The following is a 19,938-nucleotide window of genomic DNA, read 5'->3' as shown; positions in this document are numbered from 1 at the left end:
TCGTAGTTTTCAGTTGTTACTGAGACTGCGACTGGAAACTGCGACTGAAAACTAAAAAAAATGCAATACAAAATGTTAGTGCTCGACATGGATGACACCTTGTTGACAGACGATCACAGAATATCAGATTTAAATAAAAAAGTAATATTAGAAGCGCAAGCAAAAGGCGTTTACGTTGTTTTGGCTTCTGGAAGACCAACTACGGCAATGACGGCTTATGCAAAGGAGTTGGAATTAGATAAAAACGATTCGTATATGATTTCGTTTAACGGCGCAATAATCAGTCGTGTGAAAGATGATCTAATTTTGTTTGAACAGAAGTTGACTGTAGAGCAAATTCATGCGTTATACGATTATAGTGTAAAAAAGAATGCGCACATCATTACGTATTTAGACGACCAAATCATTAGTGAGACAGATTCTGAATATATTGAGGTAGAAAAAGAAATCACGGGAATGGCGCATCTTAAAGTTTCAAGCTTTAAAGATTATGTAGACAGACCAGCGGTTAAATGTATTTTGCTGCAAGATCCAGCTTATTTAAAAACCTTGGAAAAAGATTTAATGGAGGCTATGCCACATTTAAGTGTTTCGATGTCTAAACCATTTTTCTTAGAAGCGGCACAGCAAGGAATTGATAAAGCTGCGAGTTTGAAATTTTTGGCAGAAAAGCTGGGTATTCATCAAAGCGAGATTATCGCCGTTGGAAACGCGGGGAATGACTTGACAATGATAGAATATGCAGGATTAGGAGTTTGGGTAGATAATGTGAATCCTGAATTGCGTGATCGAGCAGATTTAATCGTGGCTTCAAATAATGATGATGGTGTTGCTGAAGTGGTGCAAAAATATATTTTAAATTAAATAAAAGATGAAAAATCCAATTGAAACAGAGCGTTTGCTTTTAAGAGAATTAGAACTTTCTGATGCAGAAGGAATGTTTGAATTGGATTCTAATCCAAATGTGCATTTATTTGTCGGCAATAGACCTGTAAAACATATTGACGAAAGCATTGAATATATCAAATTTGTTCAAAAACAATACAAAGATCTTGGCACAGGAAGATGGGCTGTTGTTCTTAAGGAAACCAATGAATTTATTGGCTGGTCTGGAATCAAATTTATTAAAGACGAGATAAATAATCATAAAAACTTTTATGAGTTAGGATATCGTTTTATCGAAAAGCATTGGGGAAAAGGTTATGCCACAGAAGCAGGAAGAGCTTTTATTGATCATGCTTTTAACGAAATGAAAGTAGAAGTGCTTTATGCTTACGCAGATGCAGGAAACGAAAACTCAAGAAAAATTCTGGAGAAATTAGGATTTCATTTTGTGAATTCTTTTGAATACGATGAAGAATTAGAAGTTTGGTATGAACTTAAGAATCCAAACAGAATTTAAATAAAAAACGAATTCCAAATCTTTACATACTTAAAAGTCAGTAAAGATTTGGAATTAATTAAGAAGTAATATTTGAAAATATTATTTTTTAGCTACAGAAACAAAATATTTATTTCCGTCACCCATAGTTAATTTTACACGCTCGTCGCAAAGATCGATTGCAAAATTGGCACTTTCGTAACAGCTGCAAGTCGTATTTTTGTCTTTAGACATTTCTGTTTTACAGTTGTTGTTTTTAAAGCTTGCTAATTGCGGAGTGTATAAACTAACCAAGTCGGTAGAAGCGGTTACTAAAGAAATGATACTTGCAGAATTGTTGTTTGTAATTCTGTATACAATTCTATCGGTATAATTTACTTCGTTAACTGTTACTTTACGAATGTAGGTATAAGCTGTAGATCCTTCACCAGGTTCTTTAACTTCAAACTTAAACCCAACTGCACGAATAGCAACATCAAATTGCTGTTGTGAGTTAAAGCTTGCCCAAGTCGTCAATGTGCTAATAGTAGGAAATGGATTTGCATTTGCGGCTGGAGCACTAGTTTGCGCTTGCGAACTAAATACGGTTAAGAACATCAAGCAGATTGTGGGTAAAAATGCTTTCATAAAGCGTGGTATTTGTATTTTAATTTTGCCTACTCTCTTTGGTTTTCGGCTTTCCCATTTCATTTTGTAACACAAAACAACAACATAACGAGTAAAATTCAAAATTGTTATGCCCGAATTATTATTAAATTAATTAAAGCTTATCAAAATTCTTTAATCTAAACTAATTTTGAATTACATTCATAACAATGGTAAATGTAAGAAATTTATAATTTAAAACCGATAAAAATGTATTTAATCGATAAAATTTGCATTTAATCGATTATTTTGTCATTTAATTCTTATCAGAGTGTTAAAATTTCAAGAATATCAGGCTCAGATTTTTTTTTAATAAAAATAGAAAAAAATAGCTTTCGAATGTTTTTAAATTAACATTAGTGTCAAATTATTGATTCGAAGTAAATTAATTGCTTTCTTTTGATGAATATTGTTCGTAAATTTGCAGCCTTAAATTTTTTGACAACGATTTCATTAATTTAAGCAGATTATGGAAAATAGAAAAAAAGTTGCCTTTTATACGCTGGGTTGTAAACTGAATTTTTCAGAGACTTCAACAATTGCCAGAAATTTTAATGACGAAGGTTTTGACCGCGTCGATTTTGAAGAAATAGCAGATATTTATGTCATTAATACTTGCTCTGTAACAGAAAATGCAGATAAGCAGTTTAAGCAGGTAGTAAAAAAAGCAATGAAGCTTAATGAAAAGGCTTTTGTTGCAGCTGTTGGCTGTTATGCGCAATTAAAACCAGAAGAATTAGCTGCGGTTGATGGTGTTGATTTGGTCTTGGGCGCAACAGAAAAATTCAAAATCACGGACTATATCCATGATTTGAGCAAAAACGATATGGGCGAAGTTCACTCATGCGAAATTGCTGAAGCCGATTTCTACGTAGGAAGTTATTCTATTGGAGACCGTACCAGAGCATTCTTAAAAGTTCAAGACGGTTGCGATTATAAATGTACTTATTGCACAATTCCGTTGGCAAGAGGAATTTCTAGAAGTGATGCTTTAGAAAATGTACTGAAAAATGCCAAAGAAATTTCGGCTCAAAATATTCGTGAGATTGTTTTAACGGGTGTAAATATTGGTGATTACGGAAAAGGGGAGTTCGGAAACAAAAAACACGAACATACTTTTCTGGATTTAGTTCAGGCTTTAGATAAAGTAGAAGGGATTGAGCGTTTGAGAATTTCGTCTATCGAACCGAATTTATTGAAAAACGAAACGATCGAATTTGTTTCTAAAAGTAGAACTTTTGTACCACATTTCCATATTCCGTTGCAATCAGGAAGCAATGATATTTTGAAATTAATGAAACGTCGCTATTTGCGTGAAGTTTACACAGACCGTGTCAATAAAATTCGCGAAGTAATGCCACACGCTTGTATTGGTGTCGATGTGATTGTTGGTTTTCCTGGGGAAACAGACGAGCACTTTTTAGAAACGTATCATTTCTTAAATGAATTGGATATTTCGTATTTGCACGTATTTACGTATTCAGAAAGAGATAATACTGAAGCTGTTGATATGGAAGGGGTAGTTCCTTCAAATGTTAGAGCAAAAAGAAGCAAAATGCTTCGCGGTTTATCAGTTAAAAAACGTCGTGCTTTTTACGAAAGTCAGTTAGGAACAAATAGAACGGTACTTTTTGAAAGCGAAAATAAAGAAGGATATATTCATGGGTTTACTGAAAACTACGTAAAAGTAAAAACACCTTGGAATCCGGAATTGGTAAATACTTTGCAAGAAATCAATTTGACAAAAATCGACGAAGACGGAAGTGTACGTTTGGAGTTTTTGAATAAATTGGTGGGAGCTTAATTTTTAAATCACGTTTAGTGACAATTACAGCATACGGAATTGCTAGTGTGATTCCTCGTTCCTCGAAATGACAAAAAAAGCCTCGAATAAGAGGCTTTTCTATTTTTATAAATTATTCATTTTCCTGAACAACCAATTTCAAAGAATTAATATAATCGGTATCAAATTCTATAACGCGAATTTTTTCGGGATTAAAACTTAGTTCTCCTCCAAATTGACCTTGCATATCTAAAAAATCGATAGTCAATTCTTCATTATTTAATTCGATTAATTTTCCTAGATAAGCAGATTTAGATGATTTTTTTGCAATCTGAAAAATACCATATTTCTCAGAAATAAATTTAATGATCGAAGCCAAATCTTTAATCGGGATAATATCATCCGAATTAATTTTTAATCCTTTCATGCGGATTACTTTTTCTGTGAAAGCCAAATCGTGATCTCGGTTTACGGCTTCAATGTTTTTATTTCTCAAAATAACAAAACCATCCAAAATAAAATCTACAGGATTATTTCGAAGCAAAATCCATTCATCAGAATAATCAATAAGAAATCCGGAGAAAATCTGTTTTTTATCCTGAAATTCTATTTCGACCAATTGTCTTAAATATTGTTCCATCATGTTTTTTTAAATTCCAATAATTTAGTTTCAAATTCCAATATTTAAATTCCAAATTCCAATTACTTTGAGATTGGAATTTAGAATTTCAAAAATTTAGAATTTATTCTTTATGGGTTAGTAGACCAGATGCTGCTATTTTTAATAAACACCCTTCGGTTTAATTTTAATTGAGCAATGATCAAATCTGCCATGTCTTCAGACTGCATTACTTTTTCTGGATTTCCGTCAGTCAGATTTAGATCTTTTGCCATGTCAGTTGCAACTGTACTTGGCGTTAAAGCCGTAACACGAATATTGTGTTTTCTCATTTCCTGCATCAAAGAATCGGTTAAGCCTAAAACAGCAAATTTAGAAGCACTGTAAGCACTTGTCAAAGCGTTTCCGTTTAATCCAGCAGTCGAAGAAATATTGATAATGTCTCCAGTTTGTCTTTCGATCATATTTGGGATAATGGCACGAGTAGTGTAATACGTTCCCATTAAATTCACCTGAATAATTCTTTCCCATGCTTCTGGCTCTAATTCTAAGAATTTTCCAAAAGAAGCAATTCCAGCGCTATTGATTAAAATATCAATACTTTTAAATTCTGCAATAGCTTTTTCAACAGCAGAATTGATAGAGCTGATGTCAGAAACATCGGCAGACAAAGCCAAAGTTTTTACACCCAGTTTAGCCGTTTCTTCTGCCAGTTGATCGATATCACTTTTTGTTCTCGAAACTAAAATTAGATTTACACCTTCTTTGGCCAAAGCAATTGCCACAGCTTTTCCAATTCCTTTTCCTGCGCCTGTAATAAAGGCATTTTTATTTTTTAAGTCGGTCATGATTGTATTTTTAGAAATGCAAAAAGCATCATTTTAAGTCTTACAAAAATAAGGTTTTGAAAACTAAAATGATGCTTTAAAAGATATTCTTAATCTAAGTTTAACAACTTTTTGTTATTCTTTTAGAACCATGTCTATACACATTACGGCTCCTAAAATTAACTGTCTCAACGGACTATCGGCTGCTACTGTCTCTTCAATTTGAAGTACATAATTATCGGCACTTGTAAAAAACTCTTTTCCTAATCCAGCCCATTTTTTATTTACTTGCGCTAATTGTTTGCCTTCGTGAGAAAACTTAAAATCCCAACCAGTCCATTTTCCTTGAAGCGTTGCAACTGGTTTTTCGTTTTTATCCAGAATATCAAACTTTCCTCCAATAGAAAAGAATTTTTGTTTGAAAGTTCCAACCAAACGATCTTTTTCGTCCAAAACTTCAACGGTTGATCTAAAGATAGCAACGCCTCTTCTTACTGTTATTAATTTTTCTCCAGAAGCAGTTGTAATTTCAACATTAAACGGAGTGGCTCTTTTATAATCTGTAAAACGAAATACTTTGGTGAAAAAACCAAGATTGTTTTCTCGGCAGTTCATTATAATTTGGTTGGTTTCTGGGTGATAAATATCGTAATTGTTTGCAGCTTTGAACATTCCAACATGTTCTTTTACTAAAAATAGATTTTGGCTTAAAATAGGATTCATACGTGTGTAAAATAAGTTTTAAAAATGAAGTGGCAAATGTAATATAATATTTATTAATTATACTATTTAGAAGTTTCAACCAAACGAATAAATTCGGCTTTATAACCTTCGCCATCATTTGAATTTCCTTGTTTGGCTAATTTTATAATTTCTTTCGAAGATTTGTCAGCGATTAATTTTGAATCTCGCAGTTTCAATCCGAACCAAGCTACGGCAGAACTAAATTTCATATCATCACTTGCTTTTTCTAAAATCACCGATTTGTTTTCGATTACCTGAACCATTTCGATGCTTTTATCACCATCAGGCTTTTTGTAACGGAATTTTATAGTTGCCAATTCATTGCTGTAATTAGTAGAACTATTTTCGGTTTTAGTGTATTTTAGAGCATCTGGCTGTTCGGCTAAATAATCACTTTTTACTCCAGTTGGAATAATTTCATACAAAGCTGTAACGGTATGATTGCTGCCTAATTCTCCTGCATCAATGGCATCATTTTTAAAATCTTCTGGACCCAATTTTCTGTTTTCGTAACCAATTAATCTATACGCCTGAACTTGTTTTGGATTAAATTCAATCTGAATTTTTACATCTTTCGCGATAGCAAACATCGAGCCTTTGAATTCTTTTCCTAAAAAACGATTCGCTTCTTGAATGTTATCGATGTAGGCATAATTTCCGTTTCCTTTATCGGCTAAGATTTCCATTTTGCTGTCCTTGTAATTTCCCATTCCGTAACCTAAACAAGTTAAGAAAACGCCTGTTTTTCTTTTTTCTTCAATTAGTTTTTCCATATCAGAATTAGAAGAACTTCCAACGTTAAAATCTCCGTCGGTAGCCAAGATTACTCTGTTGTTTCCGCTTTTAATGAAATTTTCAGTTGCAATCTTATACGCTAATTCAATTCCTGCTCCGCCGGCTGTACTTCCTCCAGCTTGCAAATTATCCAATGCATTAATGATTGTTTTTTTCTCATCTCCAGAAGTTGGGGGTAAAACCATTCCTGCAGCGCCCGCATAAACCACAATTCCCACTTTATCTTTTGGTCTTAATTCGTTAACCAAAATTTTTAATGATTGTTTTAGCAGAGGCAATTTGTTCATGTTTTCCATAGATCCAGATACATCAATCAAAAAAACAAGGTTTGAAGCGGGTAAATCTTCAGTTGGAATGTTTTTTCCTTGTAAACCAATTTTCAAGATTTTGTTATTGGAGTTCCAAGGCGAATCGCTCACTTCGGTATTGATCGAAAATGGATTTTCGTTTTTGGGCTGTGGATAGGTATATTTAAAGAAATTAACCATTTCTTCTACACGAACGGCATCTTTTGGAACTTGCTGCCCGTTGTTTAAAAATCGTCTAATATTCGTATAAGAAGCATTATCAACATCTATAGAAAAAGTAGAAAGCGGTGCAGTTTTAGGGCTTTCGAAAGCATTCTCAACAAAAGCATCATAATCTTCCTGAGTTGGTTCAGTCTGAATTGGCATAATGTTTAATTTTTTGTCCAATTCTTTTTCTGAAAGGTTTTTGTAGATTTCATTTTTGGTTGAAATTATTACAACACCATTTGAAGCTTTACTTCCATAAATCGAAGTTGCCGCTTGGTCTTTTAAAACCGAAACATTATCAATATCATTCGGATTAATTTTTGCCATTTGATTGGCTTTCACTTTAACTCCGTCAACAATATACATCGGTTCGTTTTTTGGAGAAATTGTAGCATTTCCGCGAATAGCAATTGGAGCTGGCATAGCAGAATATGCGATAGAATTTTGAGTTTGAATTCCTGCAGCTTTTCCTTTAAGTGCCTGCTTCGCGTCTTTTTTCTCTCTCTTTCTTTCGGCACGAGCATAACTTCGGTCTTCATATTCAGAATTGGCAGTTCCATAGCCCACAACTACAACTTCGCTTAAAGTCTGATTATCTGGAAGAAGTTTTATATTAATAATATTTGAGTTCTGAATCTTTTGGCTTTGGCTTTTGTATCCAATAAAGCTGAAAACTAGCATATCTCCAGTTTTGGCTTGAATGCTGTATTGACCATCAAAATTGGTGTAAGTATTAGCTTTTGTAGTCTGATTTATAACGGTTACGCCTGGAAGCGGCTGTTTTGTTTCATCTGAAATGATTCCCGTAATTGTTCTTTCTTGTGCCATGCTTACGAAACATATAAGCATAGCAATGGCTGATGAAATAAGTTTTAGACTTTTCATGATAATAAGTTTTAAGATTAATGTTTTGATTTTGCTTTGTCAAAGCTGCAGACTTTGACAAAGCATAAGATTATTTTTTCGGAGCTGGTTTTCCGTTTTTAGTAGTGATTATAAGAACTCCTTTTTTCCCTCGTTCGCCGTATTTAGAAGTTGCTTCAAGGTCCTGTAAAATAGTTATGGTTTTAATTTCCTGTTTGTCTAAAGGCGCATAAGGACTTGTAGGGTTTTTGCCAAATAAATCTTCTTCAGAGTAATAGATGCCATCGATAATGTATAAAGGATCGTCTAAAACTACTAGAGACTCCACATTTTCAGGCTGTAAATTAGACATTTCGGCCTGCATCATTTTGTCTCTTTTAGCATCGTCACTGTGTGCCATAGCATTTCCATTAAGAATTACCAAAGGAGCATTTTTCTTAGCTTTTTGAGCGGGTGCTGCTGCGTAAGCAACTTTTGCAGATTGTCTGTCTAGATAACTTCTTTCTTCGAAAGCATCTTTTTTTGAAGAACTAGCATCTTCTTCATCAAAACTTTCACTTATTGCGACTTTTGCAGGAATAGTAGCTTCTGCTTCAATTTTTGGTGTCACAACAGCTTGAATTGGTTCTGCTTTAGGAATCATTGTTTCTTGAATCGCAACTCGTTCTTTGTTTTTAGTTTGATTTTCTAAAATTTTAACCGCTTCTTCATTAGAAACTATTTCTGAATCTGAGGTTGGAGTTGCCGCTTTTTTATCTAAAATGGGTTTTTCAGATTGTTTGGTTTCTTTTGCATCAAAAACCACTTTTGGTGTTTCTGTTACAGTTTCTTTATCTGAATGTAAAAATTGATATCCTAAAGAAATAAGTAAAAGAAGAGAAGCCGCAATTGCAATTTTCTTCCATAAAGCGATTGTTTTTTTATCTTCCTTTTTGTCCAGTTTTTCTTCAACACGCGACCAGACTTTTTCCATTCCTGAAAAGTCTTGAAACTCGGCTTTTTGCGAAGCTTCTTTTATTTTATCGAATAATTTATCTTGATTGTCCATGACTATTTTGCTTTTTGATAATACAGTTTATTAACCAGTTCTTTCAGTTTGGTCTTAGCGGCATTCAATTGTGATTTTGAGGTGCCTTCAGAAATCTTTAGCATTTCGGCTATTTCTTTATGAGAGAAACCTTCAATAACAAAAAGGTTAAAAACAGTTTTACAGCCGTCAGGAATATGGTTTAATAAATTAAGTAGATCTTCTTCTTCCAACGTATTCAGTTCATCGACAGAAGGCTGAGAAATCAGCTTTAAGTCGTCTAAATACATGTTGAAGTTGGTTGCTTTTCTAATCGTCGCCAAACAATGATTTACAGTTATTCGTCTAGCCCAAGCTTCAAAAGCATACGCTTCTTTTAATTGATCCAGTTTGGTGAAAATAGTAAAGAAAGCATCGGCTAATGCTTCTTCAATTTCTTCTTCCTTTTTTAAATATCTTTTGCAAAGGCGGTACAACTTTGGCGCCATGTATTCGTACACCTCACGCTGGGCATCGCGGTGCATTTTTTTACAGTTTGCTATTTGAGTTTCGTTTATCACAATTGTTGTCTTTCTTGTATAGAGAGATAAAAAGATAAAAAGGTTGGGATGGGGGTGAAAAAAAATTTTTTTTAGGTTCAAAGTTACAAAGTTGCAAAGCTACAAAGGTTTTATTGTAGAGACGTAATGTGCAGTGTGTCTTTACGTTAATATTGTAATCAAAATATTTTGTGTTTCTCTGCGAAAATCTTTGTGAATCTCTGTGTAATAGCTCTTTTGCAAAGATTCGCAAAATATTATTTAATTGGTAATGTCAATTTATAAATCTTTGTTTCTAAAAGCTCTGTGTCATTGTCTTCGCAAAGCAAAAACTCGATTTTATTATTTTCTTTTTTGTATAAAGTTAGACCTTCAAATTTGTTGGTTGCCGTAATTTTTTGAGTGAAATCTATTTTCATCGTTTTAACGTCGATTCTTCCAATGAAGCTTCCTAAGATTGCACCATCATCATAAGTTGATTTGGTATCTTCGGCAGTTGAAAGGAAATAGATTTTATCATCGACTAAAACAGCATCGGTAAAACTGGAACGGACGCCTTTTATTTTTGGCAGTTTGTAATTGACAGAAATCAGCGCAAATTCTTCTCCTAGATTTTTGGCGTGAATGGTAAAAATGTTGTTTTTGTTGGTAGCGCCATTTCCTCGATTGAATAAATACCAGTTTTCTCCGTCAAAAATAGCGCCTTCCAGATTAAAATCTTCGGGTTTTATTTCTCCGAAATTCTGCATAACCCCGTACAAATCGACTAAATTATTCTTTTGTAAAACCGTTTTCGATTTAATATCGAATTCAATCATTTTATTTCGTTTGTCGGTTGAACCAGAACCAAAAACGTACAATGTATCGTTATGATGCGTTAGGGATTCAAAATCAGGTTTTAGATTTTTCGGAATATTTTGCGTCGGATTGTCAATTAAAGCATGCTGGTTTAATTGCTGATTCTGCATATTGTATTCGTAAAGGAATCCGCTGTTGTCGCCAATTACATAAAGTGCATCGTTATTGTAAAATAATCCTGATGCAGAACCGATTCCGATAATTTGAAATAATATTTCTAATGTGAATTTTTCCATGAAATGTTGTTTTGAAAATGAATGCCTAGCCCTGATAGTAATGGAAATACTTTGAAAAGAAATTGCATTTTTTCCTGACATAAGAAAGCGACCAACGGAAGCTCTTGTTATGGCTTTGGAAAAAAGCAGTTTATTGAAAAGTATTGCAATGAATAGCAGGAATATGCTTCGTAAAATTACTATATTTATAAGACAAAAATTGAAAAAGATATGAAATCAATAGATCCGAAAGATTTTAAAGTTGTAGATAAAATAAAGCTCAAAAAAATCCCAACTGTTTTGAATGTTAAAGCAGATGACGACGAAAAAGAAGAAAAATTAGATAAGGTACAAGCCAAATTAAGTGATTTGCAAGATGTAATGTACGCACACAACAAATACAGTGTTTTGATTTGTCTGCAAGGAATGGATACTTCGGGGAAAGATAGTTTGATTCGTGAAGTTTTTAAGGAATTTAATCCGCGTGGAGTAGTAGTGCATAGTTTTAAAACGCCCACTTCAACAGAATTGGAGCATGATTATTTATGGCGCCATTATATTGCATTGCCAGAAAAAGGGAAGTTTGCCATTTTTAATAGAACACATTATGAAAATGTTCTGGTAACACGAGTGCATCCTGAATATGTCTTGGCTGAAAACTTGCCAGAAATTAATTCTGTCGATGATATTACGCCTGATTTTTGGAAAAATAGAATTGAACAGATTAATAATTTTGAAAAGCATATTGCTCAAAACGGAACAATCGTAATGAAATTTTATCTGCATTTGAGCAAAGAAGAGCAGCGCCAGCGTTTATTACGTCGTTTGGAGGAAGAAAAACACAATTGGAAATTTTCGCCTGGAGATTTAAAAGAACGCGGCTATTGGGATGAATACATGAAATATTATGAAGAAGCGATTAATAAAACATCGACTTCGCATGCACCATGGTATATTATCCCTGCAGATGACAAAGAAATGTCACGCTATATTGTAGCAAAAATTATTTGGGAAGAAATGAAAAAACATACCGATATTAAAGAACCTGAACTAGACGAAAAAACGGCTGCCAATATTGAATTGTATAAGAAAGAATTAGGAGAAAAGTAAATTGGTTAATGAGATAATTAGTCAATTAGATAATTTTTTGAACCCCGATAAGTTTTAAAAACTTTCGGGGTTATTTTTATATTACTTTTTTTAATTCCATTGGTCAAAACAAAAACGCAGTTCGTCAAACTAATTTTAATAGTGCTTGTGGTTTATGCTCCTTTGCTATTTGTTTAAAAAATATAGGACTATTTTTGAATTCAAATTTTCTCAATAAATTAAGTATAGATGATTGCAATCAGTAAAAATAGGCATTGGATATTTTTAGTCTTTTTTTGGAGCTTGTTAGGTATCACGATTTGGGCGCAGATGATCGAAGATTACGATTTTTTGACCGCTACGATTCAGGCTGTTTTGGTTTTGTTTTGTTCTGCCGTTTTAGCTCATATTTTAAGTGATGTTATACTGCCCAAAGCGCTAAAACAAAATAAAATGAGCTGGTTTGCAGTACAAAGCGTTATTGTTGTAATGCTTTTGGGATTTTGTCTCTCGTTGATTTATATTGTTTTTTCAGATTCGGTTATAAGAAGAAAAGCATATCCTGAAGCAGCCGATGTAGATTCTCTGCAATTTTTGTGGGCACGATTTTATGGCAACATTCCGTCAGCGATTTTAATTTGCGGTACTGCTTGCGGACTTCGATTTTACCAAGAACATAATGTTATCGAAAGAAATCATGCGCAATTACAGCAGGTTCATTTAGAAGCGCAAATCAAGATTTTGCAAGATCAGATTAATCCGCACTTAATGTTTAATGTATTAAACCATATTCATATTCTGATGCAAAGCGATGTAAAGTTGGCTTCAGATTTATTGGTTCAGTTTTCGGATATTTTGAGGTATCAATTGTACGAATGCAATAAGGAATATGTGCCTCTGCATCTTGAAATTAAATATTTAAAAGATTTAATTGCTGTTGAAGAAACCAGATGGGGAAATGAGCTAGAGGTTAAAAGTAAATGGAGTATTGAAAATGGACAGCTTCAGATTGTGCCTTTGCTTTTGGTTCCGTTAATTGAAAATGCTTTTAAACACGTTTCAAGGCTTCCAAATCAGAAAAGATATGTGCATTTGTCCTGTAAACAGCTCAACAATCAATTGAGTTTTAAAATCGAAAACTCTTATACGGAGCAATATAAAATAGCTTCAAAAAATCAAGGATTAGGTTTGGAAAATGTAAAGAAAAGACTGGAAATACAATATCCAGAAAAACACAAATTAAACATCCATAAGACCAATTCTGATTTTACTGTTGAAGTGACTCTAGATTTGAGATGATTTTTTGCCACAGATTAAAAGGATTAAAAGGGATTTTATTTTTGCCACAACCCGAGCGATAGCGAACAAGCGAAGCAATTGAACGAATTAGCACGAATTTTTAATCTTCAAAATCTTAATATATTGCTTTGTGCTCTTAGCATCCTTTTATAAAACTAAAACTTTGCGAACTTTGCGTAAATCTTTGCGCTCTTTGCGGTAAAATTTTTAGCCACAGATTAAAGGGATTAATAGGATTTCAAAAAAATAAGCGCCAGACCAGAAACAAAAAAACTATGATTATGAAATGTCTCATTATCGATGATGAACCCATAGCAAGAAACGGAATAGCAGATTTTGTTTCTAAAATTGATTTTCTAGAAACCGTAGCGACTTGTGCTTCGGCTCTAGAAGCGACTTCATATCTTCAGGAAAAAGAGATCGATTTATTATTTCTGGATATCAATATGCCTTATTTATCGGGATTGGAGTTTTTAGAATCTTTAGAGAATCCACCTTTAGTGATTTTTACAACTGCTTATTCAGAACATGCTTTAGACGGATACCGACTTCAGGTTGTAGATTATTTATTAAAACCCATTACATTTCAGCGTTTTTATCAGGCTTCGCTAAAAGCAAAGCAATGGCATCAAATGATGAATTCTCCAAAGCAAAGTCAGTTAGATCCTTTTTTATATGTGCGTCAGGAAGAAGGATTTCAGAAAATTTCTTGGATCGATATTTTATATATCGAAGGAATGCAAAATTATGCTAAGCTTCATTTTAAAGATAAAGTGCTAATTATTCATCAAACGATGATTTCGTTAGAAGAAACACTTCCCGCAGAAATTTTCTTTAGAATCCATAAGTCATTTTTGGTAAATGTTACGCATATAGATTCTATTTCTGGCGGGCGATTATTTATAAAAGGACAAGAACTACCTGTTTCAAGAACTCGCAAAGAAGTATTGTTGAAAGAGGTAGTGTATAAAAATTTGTTAAGCAGATAGGTTTAGAATTTCCATTTTAGAGCAATTGCTCCATAAAAGGTAGTGGTGAATCTTGGATCTGCAATATCTTTTTCTTTAAAGATTTCTTTAATTTTTCGGTTCGTCGTCGAAAAACTTCTAACAAGAGTAGTTCCGCCAGTTGGTTCTAAAATCCAATGTTTACCAAACTTCATCTGAGGTCTTAAACCTGCAATTATCTGCTGATAGCCTAGTAATGTAGATTTATTTCCAATTTTGGTTTCAGCTGTCATTCCGCTTAATTCAGCTACTGCTTTTAAGTCAAAATAATCAGACATTCGATAGCCTATTTCTACACCTTCCGGAAAAGCAACCTTAAAATGTAAAGCTCCAGTAGATTCCCAGTTAAAATAAATTCCAGGAAGAACCATTGGAACACCAAAACTATTAGTCAAAACAGGACCTGCGCCCAAAGCCAATTTAGGATTAAATTGTTTGATAAAAAGAATTCCTCCTTGAATCAGGACATCATCTTTATTAATTTCGACCATGTCTGTATAAACACCAACGGAAGCCATTATTAATAAAGACCACGAAGAAGAAATGGAACGTAAATGCTTAACTCCAATTTGCGTATTGAGTAATTCATTCGGAAATCCGCCTTGAAACTCTACTGGTAGATCTTCAATATTGTAGTTTCGGTTTTCCATTTTGGCGTAACTGCTATTAAAAAATACAGACCAGAGTTTTGGATGATCGTATTTATCCATTTTTAAAGATAGTGGTACTTCAAAAGTGATCTGTGCTCTTTTAAAATTGCTTTCGGCATTTGTTTTCGTACTGTCCATTGGCCTTACATATTTAGAAAAAGGGACATAATCGAGTTTAAATTCGCCTGAAATTCCCGATTGTGAGCGTGCAGCAACTGTGGCTAGTAAAAAAAGTAAAAGTTGCGATAGATAAAAGATTGTTTTGTTCATGATTTGATTAATTTTTCTGCGAATTACCGCGTTCCAAATCAATCCTGAAAAATCATTTGACTACTTGCACTTTTGTTTTGACCAATGGTATGTTTAAAAATAAAAAACCCGACAGACTTTTCAGACTGTCGGGTTTTTACCAAAAACAAAATAATAAATTAAACCTATTTTTTATAGTTTAAAACCATAAGCAACACGCAATGCTACTTGATTGGTTCTAAAATCATGATAATCTTCGTAACGAACACTTAAGTCGATGTACTTGTTGGCATAACCAATTCCTGGAGCCCATAAAAAAGTTGTTTTATCGTAACCATTTGTTACCGCAAAACCAGCACCCAGTTCTCCTAAAACATAAAATTGATCTTTTAAGACAAAAGCTTTAAAACCTGCTTTGGCTGGAATAAATCCAAGATCTTTTATGTTGTTTCCAAGGTCATCTTTTCCCATAAATAGGTTTGTAAATCCCGTTGTTAAAGTCAAAGATGTTTTCTTAGAAAGATCATATTGTAAACGAACGTCTCCCCCAAGAGCCCAGTCGTAATCACCGTCGGTCGGTAATCCTCCATTTAATCCGACTCCCAATCTAAAACCCTGATCGTAATTTTCTACTCCGCTCTCTTGAGCAAAAGTTGTGTTGGCAAATAAAAACGTAAACGCAGCTAGGCATAACATCTGTAATTTTTTCATGGCTTATATTTTTGAAATTTCTATGTTGTAAAATTATATTGGAGGCGTTTGGAGTTTGTTATACAATTTTTAAAAATCGTTACATAATATTGAGTTCGTCTTATTTTTGTCTTAAAATTGGGATATATTTTTATTGATAGGATAGAATTCGAAGCTTCTGACTATCTTTGCGCACAAAATAGAATAAAAGTGAATTTAAAGCAGTACACCAAAGAGTTTTCGTATAATTTAAGACTAGCTTATCCCGTAATTTTGGGTATGGTCGGACATACTTTAATTGGTATTGTCGATAATATAATGGTTGGTAAAATTGGAAGTACAGAATTGGCGGCAGTTTCACTTGGTAACAGTATGATTTTTATTGCAATGTCTTTAGGAATTGGTTTTTCTACAGCCATTACGCCAATCGTTGCCGAAGGTGATGCGGAGAAAAACGATACCAAAATTCGTTCTGCTTTTCATCATGGATTATTTCTATGTACAATTCTAGGACTGGCACTTTTTACCGTTATCATGTTTGCTAAACCAATTATGGAATTGTTAAAACAGCCAGAAGATGTTATTGTACTTGCAAAACCTTACTTAGGATGGGTAGCTTTTTCTTTGATTCCACTTGTAATGTATCAAGGGTATAAGCAATTTGCAGACGGAATGTCTTTGACAAAATATTCGATGTATGCGATGGTAATGGCAAATGTACTTCACGTTGGTATAAACTATGTTTTGATTTACGGAATCTGGATTTTTCCAAAAATGGGAATTATTGGCGCAGCATTAGGAACCGTAATCTCGAGAATATTTTTGGTAATGTTTATGCATATTATGCTTTCGCGAAGAGATGATTTAAAGCGATTTTTTAATGGTTTTAGTTTTAATGAAATCAAAAAAACTATGATCAAAAAAATTATCAGTATCGGATTTCCTTCTGCAATGCAGATGCTTTTTGAAGTGGTTTTGTTTACCGCTTCGATCTGGCTTTGCGGGAACATCGGAAAAACAAGTCAAGCAGCCAATCAGATTGCTTTGAGTTTGGCTTCGATGACTTTTATGTTTGCCATGGGATTAAGCGTGACATCTATGGTGCGCGTAAGTAACCAAAGAGGACTGATGGATTATAAAAAGCTAATTGTTGTTGCGCGTTCTATCTTCTTGCTTGCTATAATCTTAGAGACTGTTTTTGCAATTTTCTTTATTATTTTCCACGATTATCTTCCATACATTTTCTTAAATATGGAAAATACTGGGCAGATTTTAGATAACGAAGAAGTTATTGGCATTGCTTCAAAACTGCTTTTAATTGCAGCTGTTTTCCAGATTTCTGACGGAATTCAAGTTGTGGTTTTGGGCGCTTTACGCGGATTACAAGACGTAAAAGTTCCAATGTACATTACTTTTGTAGCCTATTGGGTTATTGGTTTTCCGATTTCCTATTATTTAGGAGAACACACAGAATTGAAAGCACAGGGAGTTTGGGTCGGACTTTTGGCCGGATTGACTGCAGCGGCAATTTGTCTTTATATTCGTTTTCATTACTTGACAAAGAGATTAATTGCGAAATCAGATATAGAATAATTAAATTTGAAAAATATATTTCGCTGATTTTGAAGATTAAAACAAAAGAAATCGGTAAAAAAAAAAATAATCAATTACTAAAAAAATAAACATATATGGAATTACCTAAATTTTTACTTGGAGATAACACAGATTTTCCAGACGATATTTTTATCATTCACTTAGATTATCCAAGATTTATAATCAATCTGAAAGATGATGAGGTGGAGTTTTTAGAAGAAGCTGAAGATCTTGACGAAGCAGAATTAAACGCCGAAATGGAAGGTTTAATTGAAAAAGCAAATGAGTTTTATGACAGAGAAATAAACCGTTACGAAGAGTAATTTGTTTCTCTAATTTTACGTTCTTATAACTATCTTAATGAAAAACTTACGTTTCTTAAAACCGATTTTTAGTTTCATCGCAATCGGATTATTGATTACCACTTTAAGTCGAGTATTCTTATTTTTTCTTTTTAAAGAAAGAGTAGTCCAAACGCCAGATTTCTGGTATATTTTTCCAATCGGTCTTCGAATGGATTTGATATTACTTTGTTATTTGTCGTTTCTTCCAGCATTATTAATTACCTTTTTGCCGAATAAATGGATAAAATTCACCAATAAATTTCTGTTAATTTATAGTTTTTTGTTTCTGTTTTTAATTCTTTTTGTAGAATTAGCTTCGCCAGATTTTGTAAAACAATATGATACACGTCCCAATAAGATTTTCTTAGATTATCTTATTTATCCAAAGGAAGTAGTAGGAATGCTTTTAAAAAGTTATCTGACTTCTATAATCGTAACATTTTTAATTTTAGGAGTTGCGCTTTATTTTGCTGTCAAAAAAGGAAAACAATTATTCTATACTTCAAGTGCAGAATACAAATTCAAGTTAATGATATTTCCATTAGTAGCTTTTTTATTGTTTTTTGGAGCACGTTCTAGTCTAACTTCAAAACGTCCTATTAATGCAAGTAATGCTGTTTTTTCTACCGATCAATTAACAAATGCTCTGGGATTAAATTCATTTTATACGGTTGCTTTTGCTGCCTATTCAATCAAAAATGAAGGAAATACAAAAATGTATGGAAAAATGGATGAAGCAGAAGCTATCGCTCGTGTAAAAAAATACATGATCGCAGGGCCGAAGGATTTTACCGATGCTGAAATTCCGTTTTTGCATGTCCAACAGCCAGATTCTTTATTGAAGAAACCCTATAATTTAGTAATCTTTTTGCAAGAAAGTTTAGGTGCAGAGTACGTTGGAATTTTAGGCGGAAAACCATTAACGCCAGAATTTGATAAATTATCTAAAGAAGGAACATTATTTACTAATTTATATTGCACAGGAACCAGAAGTGTTCGCGGAATTGAAGCAGTAGTGACTGGATTTTTACCTTCGCCATCTGAAAGTGTCGTAAGATTAGGAAATTCACAGCAAGGCTTTTTTACCTTAGCAGATGCTTTAAAACAAAAAGGGTACGACACCAGTTTCATTTACGGAGGAATGGCCAATTTTGATAATATGGCTTCATTTTTTAATGGAAATGGTTTTCAAGATATTGTCGACCAAACCGATTTTGAATCTGATGGAAATAAATATGCTTTTAAAGGAACTTGGGGATATTCTGATGAAGATTTGGTTACCAAAGCCAATCAGTATTTTAAATCAAAAGGAGACAAACCGTTCTTTTCCTTAATGTTCTCGACTTCAAATCACGAACCTTTTGAATATCCGGCGGGAAGAATCAAACCTTATGATAAAAAGCCTAACACGGTAAATAATGCCATGAAATATGCTGATTTCTCTATTGGAAAATTCTTTGAAATGGCCAAAAAGGAGGATTATTTTAAAAACACAATTTTCATCGTAATCGCAGATCATAATACGAGAACATACGGCAAAAATTTAGTTCCAATAAATAAATTCCATATTCCGGCATTTATTATGGGGCCAGGAGTTCCAAAAGGAGCAGTTTATGACAGACTGGCAAGTCAAATTGATATTCCGCCAACATTGTTAGGGTATTTAGGAATGCCTTTTGAAACCCCAATGGTAGGACGCAACTTGACAAAATTAGATTCAAAAGTACAAGGAAGATCTATTATGCAGTTTAATGACATTAATGCATTTAGAGTTGAAAATCAAGTTGTGATCATGCAACCCAATTTGAAACCATTACAATTTGAAATCAAAAATGATACAACTTTAATTCCAGTTAAATTAAACGAAGATTTAGCAAAAGATGCTTTAGCGCATGTTATTACAGCTGGGAATCTTTATAAAGAAAGTAAGTATAAGCTTAGGCCTAAAAAATAGGTTCAAAGGTTCAGAGTTACAAAGGTTCAAAGGTTTTTACTTTGAACCTTTGTTGTTTTTTAAGGAAGATATATTTTCTGCTTAGACAGACAAGTTAAGATAGGTTACAGATTTGTCATTTCGACGAAGGAGAAATCTTCGCGAGTAGCTCCACAAAGCATATCAATCTTTGTAGATATAGCAACGGAGATTTCTCCTTCGTCGAAATGACAAGATTGTGTATCTAGATTGTTTAGAAGTTAAAAGGAACT

At 33.4% G+C, this 19,938-nt stretch carries 19 protein-coding genes; 9 read left to right on the top strand and 10 right to left on the bottom strand.

The annotated features are described in order from the left end of the window. Positions 1-60 precede the first annotated feature (60 nt). Together NCC77_RS19880 and NCC77_RS19875 are read left to right on the top strand one after the other, a co-directional pair. Complete coding sequence (locus tag NCC77_RS19880; protein WP_250837144.1) at positions 61-864, top strand: Cof-type HAD-IIB family hydrolase; 804 nt, start codon at positions 61-63, stop codon at positions 862-864. A 7-nt stretch (positions 865-871) separates the two neighbouring features. Continuing rightward, a complete protein-coding gene (locus tag NCC77_RS19875; protein WP_250837143.1) occupies positions 872-1,402 on the top strand; it encodes a GNAT family N-acetyltransferase in 531 nt (176 codons plus the stop codon). 81 nt (positions 1,403-1,483) lie between these two features. On the opposite strand, the gene NCC77_RS19870 is transcribed toward NCC77_RS19875, so the two are convergent. Beyond that, positions 1,484-2,008 carry a hypothetical protein gene (locus NCC77_RS19870; RefSeq protein ID WP_202006353.1) on the bottom strand — a complete coding sequence of 175 codons (525 nt, stop codon included), beginning with the start codon at positions 2,006-2,008 and terminating at the stop codon, positions 1,484-1,486. A 487-nt stretch (positions 2,009-2,495) separates the two neighbouring features. On the opposite strand from NCC77_RS19870, the gene mtaB reads away from it, so the two are divergent. Next, positions 2,496-3,830, top strand: a complete 1,335-nt coding sequence (mtaB, locus tag NCC77_RS19865; RefSeq protein WP_250837142.1) for a tRNA (N(6)-L-threonylcarbamoyladenosine(37)-C(2))-methylthiotransferase MtaB — start codon at positions 2,496-2,498, stop codon at positions 3,828-3,830. A 112-nt stretch (positions 3,831-3,942) separates the two neighbouring features. Here the strand turns inward: mtaB and NCC77_RS19860 are convergent, their stop codons facing one another. The 7 genes from NCC77_RS19860 to NCC77_RS19830 all read right to left on the bottom strand — a co-directional run bounded on the left by NCC77_RS19860 (position 3,943) and on the right by NCC77_RS19830 (position 10,833). Next, positions 3,943-4,449 (bottom strand): hypothetical protein, encoded by a 507-nt coding sequence (locus tag NCC77_RS19860; protein WP_250837181.1) that lies wholly within the window; start codon positions 4,447-4,449, stop codon positions 3,943-3,945. A gap of 110 nt (positions 4,450-4,559) precedes the next feature. Then, positions 4,560-5,276 carry a 3-ketoacyl-ACP reductase gene (locus NCC77_RS19855; protein WP_095931102.1) on the bottom strand — a complete coding sequence of 239 codons (717 nt, stop codon included), beginning with the start codon at positions 5,274-5,276 and terminating at the stop codon, positions 4,560-4,562. A gap of 114 nt (positions 5,277-5,390) precedes the next feature. Continuing rightward, the gene (locus NCC77_RS19850) at positions 5,391-5,978 is read right to left on the bottom strand and encodes an LURP-one-related family protein (RefSeq protein WP_095931101.1); all 588 of its coding nucleotides are present in this window, start codon (positions 5,976-5,978) and stop codon (positions 5,391-5,393) included. Positions 5,979-6,040: 62 nt separating this feature from the next. Next, positions 6,041-8,194, bottom strand: a complete 2,154-nt coding sequence (locus NCC77_RS19845; RefSeq protein WP_250837141.1) for a vWA domain-containing protein — start codon at positions 8,192-8,194, stop codon at positions 6,041-6,043. A 70-nt stretch (positions 8,195-8,264) separates the two neighbouring features. Continuing rightward, the gene (locus tag NCC77_RS19840) at positions 8,265-9,221 is read right to left on the bottom strand and encodes a hypothetical protein (protein ID WP_250837140.1); all 957 of its coding nucleotides are present in this window, start codon (positions 9,219-9,221) and stop codon (positions 8,265-8,267) included. A gap of 2 nt (positions 9,222-9,223) precedes the next feature. Beyond that, a complete protein-coding gene (locus tag NCC77_RS19835) occupies positions 9,224-9,724 on the bottom strand; it encodes an RNA polymerase sigma factor (protein WP_250837139.1) in 501 nt (166 codons plus the stop codon). Positions 9,725-9,996: 272 nt separating this feature from the next. Then, positions 9,997-10,833: a DUF6929 family protein gene (locus NCC77_RS19830; protein WP_250837138.1), complete on the bottom strand. Its 837-nt coding sequence runs from the start codon at positions 10,831-10,833 to the stop codon at positions 9,997-9,999. Between the two features lie 210 nt (positions 10,834-11,043). Here NCC77_RS19830 and NCC77_RS19825 point away from each other — a divergent pair, with 210 nt between their 5' ends. From NCC77_RS19825 to NCC77_RS19815, 3 genes are all read left to right on the top strand, one after another. Next, positions 11,044-11,922 carry a PPK2 family polyphosphate kinase gene (locus NCC77_RS19825; protein WP_250837137.1) on the top strand — a complete coding sequence of 293 codons (879 nt, stop codon included), beginning with the start codon at positions 11,044-11,046 and terminating at the stop codon, positions 11,920-11,922. A 228-nt stretch (positions 11,923-12,150) separates the two neighbouring features. Further along, positions 12,151-13,200 carry a sensor histidine kinase gene (locus tag NCC77_RS19820; RefSeq protein ID WP_250837136.1) on the top strand — a complete coding sequence of 350 codons (1,050 nt, stop codon included), beginning with the start codon at positions 12,151-12,153 and terminating at the stop codon, positions 13,198-13,200. A gap of 275 nt (positions 13,201-13,475) precedes the next feature. Next, the gene (locus tag NCC77_RS19815) at positions 13,476-14,189 is read left to right on the top strand and encodes a LytR/AlgR family response regulator transcription factor (RefSeq protein ID WP_250837135.1); all 714 of its coding nucleotides are present in this window, start codon (positions 13,476-13,478) and stop codon (positions 14,187-14,189) included. 2 nt (positions 14,190-14,191) lie between these two features. Here NCC77_RS19815 and NCC77_RS19810 read toward each other — a convergent pair whose 3' ends face one another. Together NCC77_RS19810 and NCC77_RS19805 are read right to left on the bottom strand one after the other, a co-directional pair. After that, a complete protein-coding gene (locus tag NCC77_RS19810; RefSeq protein WP_250837134.1) occupies positions 14,192-15,127 on the bottom strand; it encodes a DUF6268 family outer membrane beta-barrel protein in 936 nt (311 codons plus the stop codon). Between the two features lie 171 nt (positions 15,128-15,298). Beyond that, positions 15,299-15,817: a hypothetical protein gene (locus tag NCC77_RS19805; protein ID WP_095931092.1), complete on the bottom strand. Its 519-nt coding sequence runs from the start codon at positions 15,815-15,817 to the stop codon at positions 15,299-15,301. A gap of 189 nt (positions 15,818-16,006) precedes the next feature. Between NCC77_RS19805 and NCC77_RS19800 the strand changes: the two genes are divergently transcribed. From NCC77_RS19800 to NCC77_RS19790, 3 genes are all read left to right on the top strand, one after another. Further along, complete coding sequence (locus NCC77_RS19800) at positions 16,007-17,389, top strand: MATE family efflux transporter (RefSeq protein ID WP_250837133.1); 1,383 nt, start codon at positions 16,007-16,009, stop codon at positions 17,387-17,389. Between the two features lie 95 nt (positions 17,390-17,484). Continuing rightward, the gene (locus tag NCC77_RS19795; protein ID WP_072973177.1) at positions 17,485-17,712 is read left to right on the top strand and encodes a DUF8828 family protein; all 228 of its coding nucleotides are present in this window, start codon (positions 17,485-17,487) and stop codon (positions 17,710-17,712) included. Between the two features lie 37 nt (positions 17,713-17,749). Further along, on the top strand, positions 17,750-19,687 hold the full coding sequence (locus NCC77_RS19790) for an LTA synthase family protein (RefSeq protein WP_250837132.1): 1,938 nt from the start codon (positions 17,750-17,752) through the stop codon (positions 19,685-19,687). Positions 19,688-19,938: the final 251 nt, after the last annotated feature.

Source organism: Flavobacterium tyrosinilyticum, assembly GCF_023656565.1.
GTDB lineage: Bacteria > Bacteroidota > Bacteroidia > Flavobacteriales > Flavobacteriaceae > Flavobacterium > Flavobacterium tyrosinilyticum.
Note: the sequence above shows the minus strand (reverse complement) of the source record. Positions and strands in the feature narration are given on the sequence as shown.

Bases quoted from the DNA above. Each gene is read 5' to 3' on its own strand.
- NCC77_RS19880 (WP_250837144.1), top strand. From the start codon at position 61: ATGCAATACAAAATGTTAGTGCTCGACATGGATGACACCTTGTTGACA.
- NCC77_RS19875 (WP_250837143.1), top strand. From the start codon at position 872: ATGAAAAATCCAATTGAAACAGAGCGTTTGCTTTTAAGAGAATTAGAA.
- NCC77_RS19870 (WP_202006353.1), bottom strand. From the start codon at position 2,008: ATGAAAGCATTTTTACCCACAATCTGCTTGATGTTCTTAACCGTATTT.
- mtaB (WP_250837142.1), top strand. From the start codon at position 2,496: ATGGAAAATAGAAAAAAAGTTGCCTTTTATACGCTGGGTTGTAAACTG.
- NCC77_RS19860 (WP_250837181.1), bottom strand. From the start codon at position 4,449: ATGGAACAATATTTAAGACAATTGGTCGAAATAGAATTTCAGGATAAA.
- NCC77_RS19855 (WP_095931102.1), bottom strand. From the start codon at position 5,276: ATGACCGACTTAAAAAATAAAAATGCCTTTATTACAGGCGCAGGAAAA.
- NCC77_RS19850 (WP_095931101.1), bottom strand. From the start codon at position 5,978: ATGAATCCTATTTTAAGCCAAAATCTATTTTTAGTAAAAGAACATGTT.
- NCC77_RS19845 (WP_250837141.1), bottom strand. From the start codon at position 8,194: ATGAAAAGTCTAAAACTTATTTCATCAGCCATTGCTATGCTTATATGT.
- NCC77_RS19840 (WP_250837140.1), bottom strand. From the start codon at position 9,221: ATGGACAATCAAGATAAATTATTCGATAAAATAAAAGAAGCTTCGCAA.
- NCC77_RS19835 (WP_250837139.1), bottom strand. From the start codon at position 9,724: ATGCACCGCGATGCCCAGCGTGAGGTGTACGAATACATGGCGCCAAAG.
- NCC77_RS19830 (WP_250837138.1), bottom strand. From the start codon at position 10,833: ATGGAAAAATTCACATTAGAAATATTATTTCAAATTATCGGAATCGGT.
- NCC77_RS19825 (WP_250837137.1), top strand. From the start codon at position 11,044: ATGAAATCAATAGATCCGAAAGATTTTAAAGTTGTAGATAAAATAAAG.
- NCC77_RS19820 (WP_250837136.1), top strand. From the start codon at position 12,151: ATGATTGCAATCAGTAAAAATAGGCATTGGATATTTTTAGTCTTTTTT.
- NCC77_RS19815 (WP_250837135.1), top strand. From the start codon at position 13,476: ATGATTATGAAATGTCTCATTATCGATGATGAACCCATAGCAAGAAAC.
- NCC77_RS19810 (WP_250837134.1), bottom strand. From the start codon at position 15,127: ATGAACAAAACAATCTTTTATCTATCGCAACTTTTACTTTTTTTACTA.
- NCC77_RS19805 (WP_095931092.1), bottom strand. From the start codon at position 15,817: ATGAAAAAATTACAGATGTTATGCCTAGCTGCGTTTACGTTTTTATTT.
- NCC77_RS19795 (WP_072973177.1), top strand. From the start codon at position 17,485: ATGGAATTACCTAAATTTTTACTTGGAGATAACACAGATTTTCCAGAC.
- NCC77_RS19790 (WP_250837132.1), top strand. From the start codon at position 17,750: ATGAAAAACTTACGTTTCTTAAAACCGATTTTTAGTTTCATCGCAATC.